This window comes from Oligoflexus tunisiensis, assembly GCF_001748245.1.
GTDB lineage: Bacteria > Bdellovibrionota_B > Oligoflexia > Oligoflexales > Oligoflexaceae > Oligoflexus > Oligoflexus tunisiensis.
This window is the reverse complement of sequence record NZ_BDFO01000001.1, coordinates 2,687,204-2,703,261: the sequence shown is the minus strand read 5'-3', so window position 1 is coordinate 2,703,261 and position 16,058 is coordinate 2,687,204. Positions and strand designations below refer to the sequence as shown.

At 56.0% G+C, this 16,058-nt stretch carries 16 protein-coding genes; 11 read left to right on the top strand and 5 right to left on the bottom strand.

Annotated features, from left to right (window positions below; genetic code table 11):
• Positions 1 to 18 precede the first annotated feature (18 nt).
• The 5 genes from OLTU_RS11620 (at position 19) to OLTU_RS11600 (ending at position 7,247) form a co-directional block, all read left to right on the top strand.
• On the top strand, positions 19 to 891 hold the full coding sequence (locus OLTU_RS11620; RefSeq protein WP_141732928.1) for an ABC transporter ATP-binding protein: 873 nt from the start codon (positions 19 to 21) through the stop codon (positions 889 to 891).
• Positions 888 to 4,466 (top strand): ABC transporter permease/M1 family aminopeptidase, encoded by a 3,579-nt coding sequence (locus OLTU_RS11615; protein ID WP_141732927.1) that lies wholly within the window; start codon positions 888 to 890, stop codon positions 4,464 to 4,466. The genes OLTU_RS11620 and OLTU_RS11615 overlap by 4 nt, the downstream gene beginning before the upstream one ends.
• A 54-nt stretch (positions 4,467 to 4,520) precedes the next feature.
• A complete protein-coding gene (locus tag OLTU_RS11610) occupies positions 4,521 to 5,444 on the top strand; it encodes a YihY/virulence factor BrkB family protein (protein WP_176736537.1) in 924 nt (307 codons plus the stop codon).
• A 130-nt stretch (positions 5,445 to 5,574) separates the two neighbouring features.
• On the top strand, positions 5,575 to 6,630 hold the full coding sequence (locus tag OLTU_RS11605) for a right-handed parallel beta-helix repeat-containing protein (RefSeq protein WP_176736536.1): 1,056 nt from the start codon (positions 5,575 to 5,577) through the stop codon (positions 6,628 to 6,630).
• An 8-nt stretch (positions 6,631 to 6,638) separates the two neighbouring features.
• Positions 6,639 to 7,247 carry a YkgJ family cysteine cluster protein gene (locus tag OLTU_RS11600; protein WP_176736535.1) on the top strand — a complete coding sequence of 203 codons (609 nt, stop codon included), beginning with the start codon at positions 6,639 to 6,641 and terminating at the stop codon, positions 7,245 to 7,247.
• A 98-nt stretch (positions 7,248 to 7,345) separates the two neighbouring features.
• Here the strand turns inward: OLTU_RS11600 and OLTU_RS11595 are convergent, their stop codons facing one another.
• The gene (locus OLTU_RS11595; RefSeq protein ID WP_141732923.1) at positions 7,346 to 7,807 is read right to left on the bottom strand and encodes a DUF421 domain-containing protein; all 462 of its coding nucleotides are present in this window, start codon (positions 7,805 to 7,807) and stop codon (positions 7,346 to 7,348) included.
• Between the two features lie 166 nt (positions 7,808 to 7,973).
• Between OLTU_RS11595 and OLTU_RS11590 the strand changes: the two genes are divergently transcribed.
• The 6 genes from OLTU_RS11590 to OLTU_RS11565 all read left to right on the top strand — a co-directional run bounded on the left by OLTU_RS11590 (position 7,974) and on the right by OLTU_RS11565 (position 13,017).
• Entirely contained in the window at positions 7,974 to 8,579 is a 606-nt protein-coding gene (locus tag OLTU_RS11590; RefSeq protein ID WP_141732922.1) for a GNAT family N-acetyltransferase, read from the top strand.
• An 86-nt stretch (positions 8,580 to 8,665) separates the two neighbouring features.
• Positions 8,666 to 9,949 carry an NAD(P)/FAD-dependent oxidoreductase gene (locus OLTU_RS11585; protein WP_141732921.1) on the top strand — a complete coding sequence of 428 codons (1,284 nt, stop codon included), beginning with the start codon at positions 8,666 to 8,668 and terminating at the stop codon, positions 9,947 to 9,949.
• 161 nt (positions 9,950 to 10,110) lie between these two features.
• Complete coding sequence (locus OLTU_RS11580) at positions 10,111 to 10,611, top strand: hypothetical protein (RefSeq protein WP_141732920.1); 501 nt, start codon at positions 10,111 to 10,113, stop codon at positions 10,609 to 10,611.
• 17 nt (positions 10,612 to 10,628) lie between these two features.
• Positions 10,629 to 11,411 (top strand): MlaE family ABC transporter permease, encoded by a 783-nt coding sequence (locus OLTU_RS11575; RefSeq protein ID WP_176736534.1) that lies wholly within the window; start codon positions 10,629 to 10,631, stop codon positions 11,409 to 11,411.
• Positions 11,405 to 12,154, top strand: a complete 750-nt coding sequence (locus tag OLTU_RS11570) for an ABC transporter ATP-binding protein (protein ID WP_141732918.1) — start codon at positions 11,405 to 11,407, stop codon at positions 12,152 to 12,154. The genes OLTU_RS11575 and OLTU_RS11570 overlap by 7 nt, the downstream gene beginning before the upstream one ends.
• On the top strand, positions 12,151 to 13,017 hold the full coding sequence (locus OLTU_RS11565) for an MlaD family protein (RefSeq protein WP_141732917.1): 867 nt from the start codon (positions 12,151 to 12,153) through the stop codon (positions 13,015 to 13,017). The genes OLTU_RS11570 and OLTU_RS11565 overlap by 4 nt, the downstream gene beginning before the upstream one ends.
• 2 nt (positions 13,018 to 13,019) lie before the next feature.
• Here the strand turns inward: OLTU_RS11565 and OLTU_RS11560 are convergent, their stop codons facing one another.
• From OLTU_RS11560 to OLTU_RS11545, 4 genes are all read right to left on the bottom strand, one after another.
• The gene (locus tag OLTU_RS11560; RefSeq protein WP_141732916.1) at positions 13,020 to 13,712 is read right to left on the bottom strand and encodes a patatin-like phospholipase family protein; all 693 of its coding nucleotides are present in this window, start codon (positions 13,710 to 13,712) and stop codon (positions 13,020 to 13,022) included.
• A 151-nt stretch (positions 13,713 to 13,863) separates the two neighbouring features.
• Complete coding sequence (locus tag OLTU_RS11555; protein ID WP_141732915.1) at positions 13,864 to 14,127, bottom strand: GlsB/YeaQ/YmgE family stress response membrane protein; 264 nt, start codon at positions 14,125 to 14,127, stop codon at positions 13,864 to 13,866.
• 194 nt (positions 14,128 to 14,321) lie between these two features.
• On the bottom strand, positions 14,322 to 14,987 hold the full coding sequence (locus OLTU_RS11550; protein ID WP_141732914.1) for a 2OG-Fe(II) oxygenase: 666 nt from the start codon (positions 14,985 to 14,987) through the stop codon (positions 14,322 to 14,324).
• The gene (locus OLTU_RS11545) at positions 14,975 to 15,862 is read right to left on the bottom strand and encodes a 1,4-dihydroxy-2-naphthoyl-CoA synthase (protein ID WP_141732913.1); all 888 of its coding nucleotides are present in this window, start codon (positions 15,860 to 15,862) and stop codon (positions 14,975 to 14,977) included. The genes OLTU_RS11550 and OLTU_RS11545 overlap by 13 nt, the downstream gene beginning before the upstream one ends.
• Positions 15,863 to 16,058: the final 196 nt, after the last annotated feature.

The window sequence follows — 16,058 nt, the reverse complement described above, 5'->3', positions numbered from 1 at the left end:
TAAACAGAGGACAATGCCATGAGCCTGACGATTCAGAATCTGTCGAAGACATACCCGAACGGTGTGCATGCCCTGCAGGGAATCAATTTGAATATTCCCGCCGGCATGTTTGGACTGCTGGGCCCGAACGGGGCCGGCAAATCCTCGCTGATGCGAACGATCGCCACGCTTCAGGATCCGGATACGGGTTCGATCTCGTTTCATGGCAGCAATGTTCTGCAGGATAAGACCGGGTTGCGACGTCAGCTCGGTTACCTGCCGCAGGAGTTTGATGTTTATCCCAAGACCTCGGCCCTCGATCTGCTCGACTACATCGCCCAGCTGAAGGGCATCGCCAATGGCCGGGAGCGCAAGGAGCTGGTGGAACGCCTGCTGACGCTCACCAACCTCCATGATGTTCGCAAAAAAGCGGTGGCCACCTACTCAGGCGGCATGAAGCAGCGTTTTGGTATCGCCCAGGCATTGATCGGCGATCCGAAGCTGATGATCGTCGATGAACCCACCGCCGGCCTCGATCCCGAGGAACGGGTGCGCTTTCACAATCTGCTGGCGGATATCAGCAGTGACGTCACGGTGATTCTGTCCACGCACATCGTCAGCGACGTCAGCGATCTTTGCCAGAACTTCGCCATCATCAACAAGGGTCAGGTCCTGGCGCAGACGACACCGAAGGAGGCCCTGGCCTCGCTGCGCGGGAGGATCTGGGAAAAGCGGATGCCGCGCGGTCGCCAGGACGAACCGGTCCCTATCGAACTGATCTCGATGCATCTGTCCATGGGTGATCAGGTGATGCGGCTCTACGGCAAGGACTGGTCCGCGACCGGGGCCACACCCACCGAGCCCACCCTTGAGGACTTTTACTTTGCGTCGATCAAGGGGTTGGTCCTATGATGCAAAGTCTGATAACCAATCTCAAGATTGAACTCACGCTCCGAAAACGACTGATTTCCACCTATGTCTACTTTCTGCTGATGGCAACGATCGCCTTTCTGGTGGTGTATTTCACCGCCGGGGGTCTCAAGGGAATCTCCATCTCCCTTGGCAATTCCCCGAAGACCTTGTTGAATGGCCCCTATGCTCTTCACAACGCCTTTTTCCAGATCAGTCTCCTGGGAATGCTGATCATCAGCCCCATCTTCGGCCAGGCGGTCTGCAAGGATTATGAAGCGAAGATTGATCAAATCGTACTCGCCACGCCCACCCATCGCATCGGCTTCTATCTGGGCCGTTTCCTCGGCGCCATCGCGTTCAGCACTTTTATTTTCTCGGGCATAGGGCTCGGCTATCTGCTCGGCACGTTCCTGCCCATGCTGAAGCCGTCGCTGCTCGGCAACACACAACTCAGCGCCTATATCCTGCCCTACCTCACCACCATCATTCCGAACATCATCATCTTCGGCAGTATCTTCTTTGCGGTGGCCGCCTTCACCAAACGCATGGGGGCGGTCTATGTGATGGGCATCCTGCTCTACCTCGGCTATATCTTTTCGATGAGCTTCAGCCAGAAAATCGAATACCTGACGCTGCGGGGTCTGGTGGATCCTTTCGGTTCGACGGCCGGCGATATCCTGACGGAATACTGGTCACCTATGGAACAGGATACCCGACCGATAACCTTGACCGGCATCCTGCTCTACAATCGTCTTCTGTGGCTTGGCTTCAGTCTTGTGATGCTGGTCCTTGGCCTTTTCTTCACTCAGAAAAATCTGCAGCGGCGGCTGCGGGACAAGGCGGAATCCACACTGGAAAGCGTCCCACGCTTCACCTGGAAGGCCGTGCCTCTGCAGTTCGATGCCGCGTCCCGTCTGCGTCTGCTCGGGCGTCAACTTCTCTTTGAAAGCATCGCCTCCTTTAAGAATATCTTCTTCGTCAGCATAGCTCTGGCCGGGATTATCTTCATTCTGATCTCGGCACCCCATATCGGCGAAATGTTCGGAACCGTCACCTATCCCGTGACTTACAATATTCTGGAGACCACGGTCGGCATCTTCATTACCTTTCTGATCGCCATCCAGATTTTTTATACGGGCGAACTTCTGTGGCGTGAACGCCAGAGCCGCATGAGTCAGATTTTCGATGCTCTGCCGCAACCCGGCTGGTTGCCGCTCATCAGCAAGTTTCTGGCTTTGCAGCTGGTGATCCTTTCCCTTCTGGCCCTCTGTGGGCTCACCGGCATGGTGATTCAAGTCTTTAAAGGTTATACAAACTTCGAACTGGATCAGGTTGTCCGCACGCTGTTTTTAATCTCCTATCCTCGCTTTCTCATCCTGAGCTGCTTTTTCTTCTTTGTTCACGTCCTCGTGAATAATAAATATCTCGGGCATACCCTCTGCGTGGCGTTCATGCTCGTCCAGGTGGTGGTGCTGCCGACGCTGGACTTCAGCCAGGTGCTCTATCTTCCAGGAAAGGTCCCAGGGTCGGTGACCTACTCGGATATGAATGGCTACGGTCATTTCCTGCCGAACCTCCATGCTTATCAGCTGTACTGGGGGCTCGGCGGACTGATCGCACTGATCGCGGCCTATCTTCTCTGGCCTTACGGGACGGACTCCGCTCTGTCTCTTCGTCAGAAGCTGGCGCGTCAGCGCCTCAGTCGCCCCTTGGCCGGGGTTCTGGCTCTGATCCTCGTCGCCTTCGCGTCGCAAGGAGCGTACATCTATTACAATACCAACGTCCTGACTCCCTACCTGAGCGACGAGGAGACCGAGAACCTGCTGGCCTTTTATGAAAAGACCTATAAGGCCGAGTGGGAGAAACGGGATCAGCTTCAGTACATCGCCACGGATTTGAAAGCGGATATTTACCCGGAGGAACAAAAGCTCAAGACCGTGATGTCATCCACGCTCGAAAACAAGGCGGCTGCGCCCATCGACCGGATTCTCCTGCACATCCCCGTGGATCAGGATCAGTTCACGCTCGAATTCGATCGCCCTGCCGAACTTGTTCAGCATGACAAGAACCTTCATCTTTATATCTACGCGTTCCAGGAGCCGGTTGCTCCCGGCACCAAAGTTCACATGACCTATCGACTGGACTATCAACCCCGTGGCTTTCGCGAGCGGGCCGAGGAAATATCCCTGGTAGCCAATGGAACCTTTTTCAATAACGGCACCTTTTTTCCCGATATCGGCTATGAACCTGGCCGCGAACTCTCGCTCGACAAGGATCGTGAAAAGCATGGCCTTGCGCCCAAACCCCGTGCCAATCCCATCGATGATGTGGACGCCCTGAAGTTCACCTACATTGGAAAGAGTGGAAACTGGATAGACTTCTCCGCAACGATCAGCACCAGTGCCGATCAGATTGCAATGGCCCCCGGCTACCTGCAAAAGGAGTGGACGGAAGGCAATCGGCGTTATTTCGAATACAAGATGGATAGGAAGATTCTGAATTTCTATTCCATCGTTTCGGCTCGATATGAGGTGAAGAAGGATCGTTGGAATGATGTGGCGATTGAGGTCTATTACCAGAAGGGCCATGAGTACAACGTCGACACCATGATTCAAGCGTCCAAGGCCGGGCTCGAATATTTCAGCAAGGCCTTTGGGCCTTATCAGCATCGCCAGTTCCGCATTCTGGAGTTTCCGCGCTATCGAACCTTCGCGCAGTCCTTTCCCAATACCGTCCCGTTTGCCGAAAGCATCGGCTTTATTGCCAAGATCGACCCGAAGAGTACCGAGGACTTCAATTATCCCTTCTATGTCACCGCGCATGAGCTGGCCCATCAGTGGTGGGCGCATCAGGTCATTGGGGGTGATGTGCAGGGTTCGCCGGCGTTGACCGAAACCATGGCCCAATACAGTGCCACCATGGTGATGGAAAAAGTTTTCGGCAAGGAGCACGTGGAACGCTTCCTGCGGCATGAGGGTCGCTCCTATTTGATCAAACGCACCTCGGAGCCCAAACGGGAATGGCCTCTGGCTTTGAATGAAAACCAGCCTTATATCTACTACAACAAGGGCGCGCAGGTGATGTACGCGCTCAAGGAAGTCGTGGGCGAGGACGCTTTGAACGCAGCCATCCGGCGCTTTGCTGATCAGGTTCGCTTTCAGGAGCCCCCGTTCACCACCGCTCCTGCCCTGGTCAACAATCTCAAGACCGACCTGGGCGCTCACACATCCTTGATTGATGAGCTCTTCAACAAAGTCATCCTTTACGATAACCGCATCCAGTCGCACAAGGTCACCGAAAATCCGGATGGATCCGTGACGGTGGATCTGGAAATCCTCGGTCGCAAGATCGATGTCGATGAGAAAGGGGCGCAGAAGGATATCGACTTCACCCTGGATATGGAGGTCGCCGCGCGCAGTGCCGATGACAAGCTGCTGCCGGGCAGCCACCATGTCATCAAATCAGGAGTAAATTCGATTCAGCTTAAGTTCGCTCAGAAACCGAAGTCCCTCGCCCTTGACCCTCTCTCCATGTGGATCGATTTGAACCGCGAGGATAACAAGGTCTCACTCTAAACGCTCATGGCATGGCTCTTGCTCCTGCTTCGGCAGGAGCAAAGGAGCCGCATCATGAAACTTCTGAAATGGAAAACCTGGAAAGATCTTCTCAAGGACACCTTCAACCTTTGGCTGGATGTCAGTGCCACGCGGCTGGGGGCTGCCCTTTCCTATTATTCGGTATTTTCCCTGGGACCCATGCTGATCATTGCCATAGCCATCGCCGCCTTTTTCTTTGGCGAGGAAGCCGCCCGTGGGGAAATCTTCAATCAGTTACGCGGCATTATCGGTGATGCGGGGGCCGCCTCGGTGGAGCTGCTGGTCAAAGCGTCCTCCAAACCTGTCTCCGGCGGGATCGCCGCCGTCTCCAGTCTTCTGACGCTCTTTATCGGTGCCACGGGTGTCGTGGTCCAGCTGAAGGATGCCTTGAATACCATCTGGGGCGTTCGCGCCAAACCCGGCCGCACCTTGAAAGTCTTTCTGCGCACCTATGTGCTGTCGATCGCTTCCCTTCTGGGCCTGGGTTTCATTCTGGTCGTCTCACTCATGGCGTCGACCATCCTGCAGGTGATCGGTGACTATATGGGAGGTCTTCTGCCCTTCTCGGATGCCGTCCTGGGCCTCATCAACTTTCTCTTTTCGTTTTCCATGATCAGTCTCCTCTTTGCCCTGATCTTCAAGGTGCTGCCCGATGTCGAAATCCGCTGGAAGGATGTGATCCCGGCCGCGCTCTTCACCGGCATCATGTTCACCATCGGGAAAAGCCTGGTCGGCCTCTATCTGGGGACCCAGTCTCTTGATTCATCCTACGGCGCCGCCGCTTCGGTGGTCGTGATCCTGCTCTGGGTTTACTACCTGGCCCAGGTTCTCTTCTTCGGCGCCTGCTTCAGCAAGATCTACGCGTTGCATCAAGGCCAGCCCATCGAAGTGAGCGAGGACGTGCAGTTCGAAAAACCCGCTCCCCCGCCGCTCGGCACGCCTGGACTGCAAAGCTAACCATCAAAGCCCGGCTCCTGCCGGGCTTTTGTCCAGGCAGACCTTGAATCCTTGACTCCTGTCCGGAAAACTCGCCACGTTTGCCTCAAAATTTGCTAGCATAATTGCAGAAAACAATCGAGGGATGATCATGGGCAATTGTGGCAAAGTACTGCTGGTTTGTCTCGTTCTTGGCTCGGGCTGTAAACTGATTAGCTCCTCCTTCCGTGGCAAACACAGCAAGAACACGGAAAGTCCGGCAGACCCTGCTCCGGCGACGAGCGCCGACGGAACGAGCGAACAGCCGAATATTCCGCAGACAGGGCCTACGGTTCCTGAGGAATCGTTTCAAATTCCAGAGCCCGCCCCGGATGTTCCGCTGGAAGGCAATGTGGTGCGACGCCCCAGTGGAGGCATCGAAATCTCGGGTGCGATCGGAGGCATCTGGGATAAAAAGGTGCAGCCCGTTTATGTCGTCGGCGACATCACGCTCAAATCTGGCAAAACTCTGGTGGTCAAGGAAGGCGTTCAGGTCCTCTTCGACCCCAACGCCCGCTTTTATGTCGAAGGCGCCCAGTTGAAAATCAATGGAACCGCCGCGGAGCCGGTGCTGTTTACCAGCCTGAGCCCGGAGCAGACCTGGCAAGGCATTCGGGTCTGTTCCGCCACGGCCTGTGAAACCGAAGAAGTCAAAGGCAAGGTCGAAATCCGGCATGCGATTTTCGAGCGGGCCCGCAAGGCCGATCTCAATCCCAACGACGTCACCTGGCGGCGCGGCGGTGTGTTCAATATGCGCATGACGGAAACGATCATCATCGAGGATACGATCTTTCAAAATAACTTCAGCCAGGAACGCGGTGGTGCCATCGAAATCATCGCGGAAAATCCCAACATCATCTTCCGTCGCAATATGCTGCGGGACAACTCCAATGAAGGCGGCGGCGGTGCACTGCAGATCACCCATGGCCGCAATCTGAAAATCGAACAGAACACCTTCATCAACAACTCGACCAAGGCTGAAGGCGGCGCCATTGCGTTTATCGATTCGGCCGCCATCCTGCTGTCGAACAACGTCTTTGAAAACAATCGTGCCGAGCAGCCCGGTGGCGCCATTGCCTGCGATGGTCACGGCTTGACCATCAATATCGACAGCAGCAATGTGTTCAAAGGCAATGTCCCGAACGACAAACTTTGCAAGGAAGAGTGAGGCCGCACGTGTCCCAGGGTAAGAAGGAAATCGATGTCGCCTGGATTCCCACGGCGGAAGCACAGATTGGAACGGCCCAGGAACCTCTGCTCATCCAGGCCTTCCTGCAGCATCGGCAGTGGCTGCGGGAACAGAAGGAAGCGGCCGTGCAAACCCGCTCGCTGGAAAAAATCGACCAGGTTTACCAGAACGGTCAGCAGCCCATCAGCTGTGCTGCGGGCTGTGCCGCCTGTTGCCATGCACGCGTAGATATTTCCAAGCATGAAAAACGCCTGATTCTGGCCCACCTGAAAACCAATCCCGTGACGATCGACCGTGAGCGCCTCGCGGTCCAGACGCAGGCCCTGCGTGAAGGAACCTGGGACCAGCTGCCCTTTCCGGCCCGTCAGTGCGTGTTTTTGGATAAGAGCAGCCGCTGCTCGATTTATGAAGCCCGGCCGCTGCTCTGCCGTCGGTATTTTGTGACCTCGGATCGCCAGCATTGTTACGCTGAAAACTGGAGTCAGATCTCCCGCGTGACCAACCCCGATGCCGATGCCTTTCTTTCCGCTGTCTTCACCAAATTCAAATTCGAAGCCCTGCCGGTCTTTCTGAGCGAAAACCTGGATCGGCTCTGAGCACGTTGGAGCAAGTCATCAGCCGGCCCTGTCTGGATCGTTACACCTTGAATACAGCCGACTACGCTCGGCAGGCTGCAGTACCAGCGGAACGCGCGCTAGGCGGTTCCATCATTGCGAATGGCCGAGATATGTCCGGTTTCCTCGAGCACAGCGAGCCGGACCTGCTCGGGGGAATCGACTCCCATGCGTCGCAGCGCGGCCAGAAGCTCATCCTCGGTCAGACCTTCATCCTTCAGCGCCTGGGGCAGGATACGTCCCTGGCGGATCAAGGGCCGCGGCTGCTCGCGGAGCAGGCAGCGGATCGTGGGATAGCGCTGGCAGAGTCGGGCCAGGGACACATGCAGGGTAAAGACGGTGGCAATGAAGATTGCGGAATTCCAGTGGCCCTTCACCAGGGTCAGATTCTGCAGGACCACACCGAGGGAAATGAGAATGATCAAATCGATCGTTGTGGTTTGCCCGGCCAGCCTTTTTCCGGCCATGCGGACAATGAGAGTCAAACCAAGATAATAAAGACTCGCCAAACCGATTTGCTGCATAACGTCCAGAACTGACAAGTGCCACCTCCTCCTCCGTTCCACCTGCCCCTCTTGCAAGGCCTTTGCCAGCGTTTCATGAGGCTCTCGAAACGAGGACGAAAGCGTTCTCCATCAAGGATTTCCTTTTGGAATGGCCTCCGCCTCCATGTTAAGGAGGAAGAGACCGTTCTTGCAGGAGATCCTTATGTCTGTTTCATTTCCCAGTCTCATCGAAGTGCCCATGCCCATCCTGACGCCAAGGCTGCTGATCCGTCCGCCTCAGCCCGGTGATGGACCGGCCTTCCATGCCGCCGTCAACGCCTCGCGCGACCATCTGAAGCGCTTTCTGCCCTGGGTGGATACGTCCCATCATACGCAGGAAGAGAGTGAAAATTTCGCGCGCCTGAGCCAGTCCAAATTTCTGACGCGCAGCGACATGGCCCTGGCCATCTTTGATCGCACGGCGCAGACGCTTTACGGGGGCACGGGTCTTCATCGTATCGACTGGGATCTTCCCAAATTTGAAATCGGCTACTGGGTGCATCAGGATCATCAGGGTCGGGGTCTGATCACGGAAGCGGTGAACGCCCTCACCCGTTATGTCTTCCAGCAGCTCCAGGCGAAGCGGGTGGAGATCCGATGTGAAACGGACAACGTGCGCAGCCGCGCGGTGGCCGAACGCCTGGGATATGAGCTGGATGGGCGTCTACGCCACGATCGCTACAAATACCAGAGCCAGGAATTGACCGACACCTGGATCTTCTCCCGGTTGAGTATGGCAGGTTTACCCGAGCTCTCCGTATCCTGGTAAAACACCGCAGAAACGCTGGCCTGGCCGCGTTTTTGCAAAAGCCCTACGGCCCGGCGTTTAATGACTCTGCGTGAGGAGATTTTGCAATGCGTTTGAAACCAACCAGACAGGACGGCAGTCGATGGGTAATTATTGTAGGCGGGGGCTTTGCTGGCATGAAGGCGGCTCAGGAGCTGGCCAATCAACCTAAAATCCAGGTGCTGCTCCTCGACCGGAACAATCACCATCTGTTTCAGCCGCTCCTTTATCAGGTGGCCACGGCGGGTCTTAATCCCTCGGATATCGCTGTTCCGATTCGCGCGCAGTTTTCCGACGCCAGCAATATTGAAGTGCATCTCGGCAAGGTGAAGTCCGTGCACCTTGATGAAAAGTATGTGGTCACGGAAAATCATGAGATTGAATTCGACGACCTCATCATCGCCACGGGCACGCAGCATAATTATTTCGGTCATCCCGAATGGGAAACCTATGCACCAGGGCTCAAGACTTTGGAACAGGCCACCGAAATTCGGCGCCGGGTTCTGTCAGCTTTTGAGCTTGCCGAAAATGTTTTTGATCCCGTCCAGCAGAGGGAGCTTCTGACGTTTGTGGTCGTAGGTGGTGGACCCACCGGTGTGGAGATGGCCGGAGCCATCGCTGACATTGCCCGCACGGTTCTGGTCAAGGATTTCAAACATATCAATCCCGCCCACGCGCATGTGATTTTGCTCGAGGCCGCACCACGCATCATGAATTCGTTTGATGAAAAGCTCGCGAACCGGGCCAAACATGATCTGGAAGCCCTGGGCGTGGAAGTTCGCACCGGGGCCATGGTGAAAGACATCAACGCCGAAGGTGTGCTGGTTGGCGATCAATTTTTACGGGCACGCACGGTCATCTGGGGCGCCGGCGTGCGGGCGGCTCCTTTGCAATTCATTCCGGAAATTCCCCTGGATAAGGCGGGACGCGTGAAGGTGAACAAGGATCTTTCAGTTCCCAACTATCCCAATGTTTATGTGGTCGGCGACATGGCTTCGCTCGAGCTCGCGCCCGGACAATTCCTGCCAGGTCTGGCCCCGGCCGCGATGCAGGCCGGTCGTCATGCCGCTCAAAATATCCTGCGGACGCAGGCGGGCAAGCCACGCAAGGATTTTGTTTACAAGGACAAAGGCCAGATGGCGACCATCGGCAAACACCGGGCTATTGCTCAGGCCGGTCGCCTGCGCCTGACCGGGTTTATCGCCTGGCTGGCCTGGCTCTTTGTGCACGTCTTTTATCTGGTCACCTTCCGCAATCGCCTTTCGGTGATGGCCCAGTGGTCCTGGAGCTACACCTTCTCCAAGCGAGGGGCACGCCTCATAACCCAGCGGGAATGGAAGCTCAGCACCTGAAGACCTCCCTTCAGGAGCATGCGCAACGCGACAAGGCTGTCCCTTGTCGCCTTCACGTCATTAACGACGCACTTGAAATTCCGCGCATTTGACCTCGGTCTGCTTTTTGCAACCAGCCTGGGAAGTCCGCTTCCGGACTCATGTCCCCCGGAGTCATCGGTATGCAAAAGCCACTCATTTGGATTCTGCCCGTCCTGATATTACCGCTGACAGCCTGTCTCTCGACCCTCATGGGAACCAAGGATACCCACAGCCGCAGCTACCGCATTCCGGAGCCCGGCGACGGATGGGTACCGATTGATCCCGGTGATGCCGATCGCGCCTTCCGCAATTCCCGTGATCAGGCGATCCTGAATGTCACTTCAGTATGTGGCGAGACCACCTACAAGCCTTTGGAGCAGCTCTCGACCGATATCCTAAGGCAGCTTCCCGAACATGAAGTGGTGGAGCCGCCCCAAGCCACTGTCGTCAATGGTCACCCGGCCCTGATCACGGAGGCGCGAGGCCAGGTGGATGGCAAGCCCTTGAATGTGCGCGTGGCGGTGGTTCGAACGCCGAACTGTCTGTTCGATTTTATTCTGGCCGGATCGCAGCTGGATCGCAGCAGTCGCATCGCCTTTGAACAGTCCCTGCAAGGCTTTCGGGAAAGATCGGCGCGATGACCAGAAAAGCCCACGCCATGCAAATCTTTTTGTATCACGTCGGCACGCCGCTGGCCCACGCCGGGGAAGTGGTGGCTGATTTTCTTTATATGACCCGTGACGTCATCCTCAGCATTCCGAAAGCCCTGCAATCCCCCGGCGTAATCATTGCCCGCTTTCATTCCCTGGTAATCAGCGCCTGGTTCCTCGTGGTCATCACATCCTTTGCCACCGGCGCGGCCATGGCCTTGCAATTTGGTCAGGGCATGTCGCGCTTCGGGGGAAAACTCTATGTGCCGAACATCATCGCCTTCGCCATCGTGCGAGCGCTCGGACCGGTCTTCGCGTGCCTGATGGTGGCGGCCCGTTCCGGTGGAGGTGTGGCGGCGGAACTGGGGTCGATGCGTATCACCCAGCAGATCGATGCCCTGCGGGCGCTTGGCACCAAACCCGAGGAAAAGCTGGTGGCCCCGATCGTGATCGCTCTGGTTTGCGGCATGCCCTTTCTCACGTTTCTGGCCGATGTCGCGGGTATCGCGGGAGGCCTTCTGGTTTCGGTCAGCAGCCTCGGCATTGCGCCCTCGCTTTATATTCAAAAGACCATGAACGCCGTGCCCTTTTATGATCTGCTGTTCAGTCTGGCCAAGACCTCCATCTTCGGTGGGGTGATCGGTTTGATCTCCTGTTTCATGGGCATGCGCACCCAAACCGGAACCGCCGGCATCGGCATTGCCACCACCACAGCGATCGTGGTGGCGAACATCTTTGTTCTGGTGGGTGACTTCTTTATCACCAAATTGCAGTGGATGCTGCAATGGTAACAGAAACCGGGACACCCCTTTTGTCAATTCGCGGTCTGGAGACGCGCTTCGGTTCCAAAACCATTCACAGCGGTCTTGACCTCGACGTGCAGCGCGGGGAAATCCTGGTGCTTTTTGGTGGCAGCGGATCAGGGAAAAGCACCCTGCTTCGGGCCATTATCGGCCTGGATGCGCCCAGCGCCGGGGCCATTTTTCTGGAGGGTCAGGACATCACGCAGTTTGACGAAAAGCAGTGGCGTGAGGTTCGCAAAAAAGTCGGCTATGCGTTCCAAAATGGAGCGTTATTTGACAGTCTGACCGTGGCCGAAAACCTGGAGTATCCTTTGCGGGAACTCACGGATATGTCCGCTGAGGAAAGATACAAGGCTCGACAGAACATGCTGGAACGCATCGGCATGCCGGAGATCGGCGATCTTTATCCGGCCGAGCTGAGCGGTGGGATGCAAAAACGTGTGGGCATGGCCCGGGCTTTGATGCTCAACCCGGCTCTGATTCTTTACGACGAACCCACGGCGGGACTCGATCCCGCCAATATCAAAAAAATTGCCAATCTTATGCTGGACCGCAAGGCCGAGGGCCAGACGGGAATTCTGGTAACCCATGATGTGGCCTGTGCCCTGATGGTCGGCGATCGCATTGCCTTTCTGAATGAAGGCAGGATTGCCGTGATACAGGAACGGGCCGCCATCGACCGGGAACCGGATGAACGCATAGCGGCCTATATCAAGGGGGATGTGGAGTGAAAGTCGCCAATGTCAAAACCAAGATTAAACTGGGTGTCTTCGTCATCTGCGTGGCGGTGGTCGCGGGACTGACCCTGCTGCTCGCCGGTGACAATGTCAATCTCTTCAAACAGTCCCGGGAATTCCAGGCGCATTTTACCAATACCTCGGGCCTTATTGAAGGCGCCCCGGTGCGCATCGGTGGGGTCGAGGTCGGTCATGTCTCGAAGATCAAAATTGAATCACCGAATGGAGGGCTGGCCATTGTCGCCAGGCTGAAGGTCGACAGCCCCTACTTCGACCTCATTACGCCCAACGCTTCGGTGGCTCTCGAAACCCAGGGACTTTTGGGGGACAAGTTTGTCTCGCTTCATCCGGGCAGCAGCGCCGGCAATGGCGCGCTTCCCGAAGGTTCCGTCATCGCCACGCGCGAGGCGGATAATTTGGCCAGAATGGTGGAAAAATCATCCCTCATCATGGATCAGCTGAGCACCACCACCAAAAAAATCGATGAATTTGCGGCCGGCCTCCCGGATTCCAAAACAGTTGAGTCCGCCAGTGAAGATGTGACCGTCTCCACCCGCGCCCTGCGCAAGATCATGACGCAGATGGCAGCCGAGGATTCCATGTTCGCCATGCTGAATGATCCGGACGCTCAGCGCATGCTGCGGAACAGCCTTGCGAATATGGAAAGTGCCACCGCGCATCTGGATTCCGTGGCGCAAAAGATTGATGCCGGACAGGGAACGTTAGGGGCGCTGGTCAACGATCGCAGCATGTATGAGGATATGCGTTCCATTCTGGGCCGCATCGATCGGGGCAAGATCGCCCGGCGCGTCTTCATTGAAGCCGCAGACCAGGACGGAGAGGAGAAGGCTCGATAGAATCAGGCGGCGTGCAGAGTCACGCCGATCTCATAACAGCGATCAAAAGTTTCACGCATTTGATCATCACTCATATAAAACGGCGTCCCTTTGGGTCGTGGCAGCACGATACGCCGATGGAACGTGTGGCGATCCAAAGCCCCCAAACGACCAAAATCATAAGAAATCATCCACTTCTCCTGGGTTTTCAGGCACGATGTGAAATTGTTCTTCAGAAAACCCCCATCGATGCAGCCATCGAAATGCGGCACGAAATTGGTCAGAAAGGGAATGGTCGATGATTTGATTATCGTGCGATAGGCATCTTCCGTCGGGTGGATCAGAATATCTTCCATGACAAAGCGTCGATTCTTGAGGCTGACATAGCCAACAAAGAAGTGTTTCAGGCCATTTTTGATAAAGCTCTCGTGAGTCACGATAAAGGGATCCGCCAGGATGCGAATCGCCTCGCCTTGCATGTCGTAGGGTGGCAGAAAGCGTTTCAAGGGCTTGCTGGTCAGAAAATCACGCGATGCCTGAAAGCAGGACAAGGCCCGAGATGCATCGCAGTTGCTGTAGGCGAGATACGCTGCATGACTACCCGAAGAGACAGAGCACACCACATCAGGAACCAGGCGCCGTTCTTTCAAACCGCACAGAAAACCGGTTAAACCGATCCCCCAAAGACCGCCTCCTGGCAAGGAAAATTCCAGCATGATCATCACCTCCGCAAATTGAGCTTTCCTTGAAATCGGGGGCCGTCTCGCGATGCCCTTGAAGCAAATAATGCGAATTCAATGCCATGATCGGAATGAAAAAAGGGAAGCCTTCTGGCTTCCCTTCTCAATGTCGCTAGTTCAAACCCATTCACGTTCGCTGCGCTCGATGTACGAGTCGCAGCAAGAGTAACAAAACAATCGCACCGATGAAGGCCACGAAAATCGTTCCCGCCAACCCACCGAAAGGAGCACCAACGCCGAGTTCGCGGAAAAGAAAACCGCCGATAAAGGCACCGACGATACCGATTACAATATCACCGAGGACGCCATAGCCTCCGCCGACGACAGCGGATGCCAGCCATCCGGCTATCAAACCAATAACCGCCCAAATCAAGATGGTTTCCAAAGTCATATATGTCCCCTTTACGCAGGTTGCTTCGTTGCCACTTCATGCTTTGCAAGAGCTTTGCCATGGCCTGGAATTCCTGCAGAATGCGAAGAAACATGGAACTTTGGATTTTTATGACGTGAGTCCAGCGCATTGTTTCGGATGCGTTGCTTCCGAATTTCCATACACGGAGGGCTGGAGACCAGGCTCCTCCCCGTTCAATCGAGGACGGTTCCCTGCAACGCGGCTTCGTGGGCGGGAATGGATTTCAACCAGCCCGCGAGCGAAAGACGCTGCCGCCGGGTGGGTCGCACTTCATGAGGAAAGCGTTGGCTATCAAAAATCACCAGAGTGCCGAAGGTGGGAAGGACTGTTTTGAGAATCCGATCCTCCGCCTCGGGATCGAAGAGCACCAGCTCACCTCCATCCGTGCTGCACCAGTCGCGATTCAGATAGAAGGCCAGTGACAGGCGGCGGCCATTGTCCTTTTGAAAACGATCCCGGTGTTTCTGATAAAACGCACCGGGCTCATAACAAGCAAAGTGGCATTCAAAGGCATTGATGGACAAAAAAAAGCTTTGATTGATCGCGCGACTCCAGCTCCGCATCACGGCAAACCAGGCGGCCACATCCGGCTGGGGGTCGCTGGCCTCCAGCCAATGAATGCGATCGCTGCGAATCGATTGCGCCTCGTGCTTCTGTGCGCCTTTGCCGATCTGCGCCGGGGCCGCGGCTCCCGCTGCATAGCGCCTTTGCCATTCCTGCAAAAGTCCTTCCGTCAGCGCGCGCGGCAGGGCATCGGCGATCACCAGATAACCGTCAGCCGCCAGTTGATCCAGAAGTTCCGGTCGATCCCCAAATCCTGTTTCCATCAGTAGGGCCATGGAAAGTTCGAATAGTCCTGCTTGCGTTTTTCCAGGAACGCGCGACGGCCTTCTTCCGCCTCGTCCGTTCCATAGGCCAGGCGCGTGGCTTCCCCCGCAAAGAGCTGCTGACCCACGAGGCCATCATCGATCAGATTGAAGCCGAATTTCAGCATGCGAATGGCGGTCGGCGACTTGCTGTTGATCTCACCTGCCCATTCCAGGGCCACATCCTCAAGCTGCTCATGCGGCACGACCTTGTTCACCATGCCCATCTCAAAGGCTTCCTGAGCACTGTAATTCGCGCCCAGGAAAAAAATCTCCCGCGCCCGCTTTTGCCCCACCATGCGAGCCAGGTACGCGGAACCGAAACCGCCATCGAAACTCGCAACATCAGCATCCGTCTGTTTAAAGATGGCATGTTCGCGGCTCGCAATCGTGAGATCACAGACCACATGCAGGCTATGACCACCACCCACAGCCCAGCCAGGCACCACCGCGATCACCACCTTGGGCATGAAGCGAATGAGCCTTTGCACTTCCAAAATATGCAGGCGGCCGAGACGGGTCGGCGCCGCTCCATCATCTTCATATTGATAGCCGTCCTTGCCCCGTATCCTTTGATCCCCACCGGAACAGAAAGCCCAGCCGCCGTCCTTGGGCGACGGGCCGTTGCCGGTGATCAGCACCACGCCGACATCCGCGCTGCAGCGGGCATGATCCAGGGCCGTATAAAGCTCATCCACTGTTTTCGGACGAAAGGCATTGCGCACTTCGGGACGATGAAAGGCCACCCGGACCGTCCCCTGCCCGACCGCACGGTGATAGGTGATATCCGAGAAATCAAAGCCAGGAACTTTCTCCCAGCGGTTCGCACGAAAAAGCGGAGAAACCATGACATACCTCATGTTGAACCGATTCAGGCCTCATTTATTCAACAGATCAGTCATAGCGTCAAGGGCGGGATCTTCCAAGGCCTTCCCAGGCTGCTCCGAGGACGACCAGCAGCGGGGCCTAGTGATCACGGTCGGATGGTTTTTACGAAACAGAGGCTGAATAAAACGGGGTTCCAGCAGAGCCTTCCAGTCTCGG

Bases quoted from the DNA above. Each gene is read 5' to 3' on its own strand.
- OLTU_RS11620 (WP_141732928.1), top strand. From the start codon at position 19: ATGAGCCTGACGATTCAGAATCTGTCGAAGACATACCCGAACGGTGTG.
- OLTU_RS11615 (WP_141732927.1), top strand. From the start codon at position 888: ATGATGCAAAGTCTGATAACCAATCTCAAGATTGAACTCACGCTCCGA.
- OLTU_RS11610 (WP_176736537.1), top strand. From the start codon at position 4,521: ATGAAACTTCTGAAATGGAAAACCTGGAAAGATCTTCTCAAGGACACC.
- OLTU_RS11605 (WP_176736536.1), top strand. From the start codon at position 5,575: ATGGGCAATTGTGGCAAAGTACTGCTGGTTTGTCTCGTTCTTGGCTCG.
- OLTU_RS11590 (WP_141732922.1), top strand. From the start codon at position 7,974: ATGTCTGTTTCATTTCCCAGTCTCATCGAAGTGCCCATGCCCATCCTG.
- OLTU_RS11585 (WP_141732921.1), top strand. From the start codon at position 8,666: ATGCGTTTGAAACCAACCAGACAGGACGGCAGTCGATGGGTAATTATT.
- OLTU_RS11580 (WP_141732920.1), top strand. From the start codon at position 10,111: ATGCAAAAGCCACTCATTTGGATTCTGCCCGTCCTGATATTACCGCTG.
- OLTU_RS11575 (WP_176736534.1), top strand. From the start codon at position 10,629: ATGCAAATCTTTTTGTATCACGTCGGCACGCCGCTGGCCCACGCCGGG.
- OLTU_RS11570 (WP_141732918.1), top strand. From the start codon at position 11,405: ATGGTAACAGAAACCGGGACACCCCTTTTGTCAATTCGCGGTCTGGAG.
- OLTU_RS11560 (WP_141732916.1), bottom strand. From the start codon at position 13,712: ATGCTGGAATTTTCCTTGCCAGGAGGCGGTCTTTGGGGGATCGGTTTA.
- OLTU_RS11555 (WP_141732915.1), bottom strand. From the start codon at position 14,127: ATGACTTTGGAAACCATCTTGATTTGGGCGGTTATTGGTTTGATAGCC.
- OLTU_RS11550 (WP_141732914.1), bottom strand. From the start codon at position 14,987: ATGGCCCTACTGATGGAAACAGGATTTGGGGATCGACCGGAACTTCTG.
- OLTU_RS11545 (WP_141732913.1), bottom strand. From the start codon at position 15,862: ATGGTTTCTCCGCTTTTTCGTGCGAACCGCTGGGAGAAAGTTCCTGGC.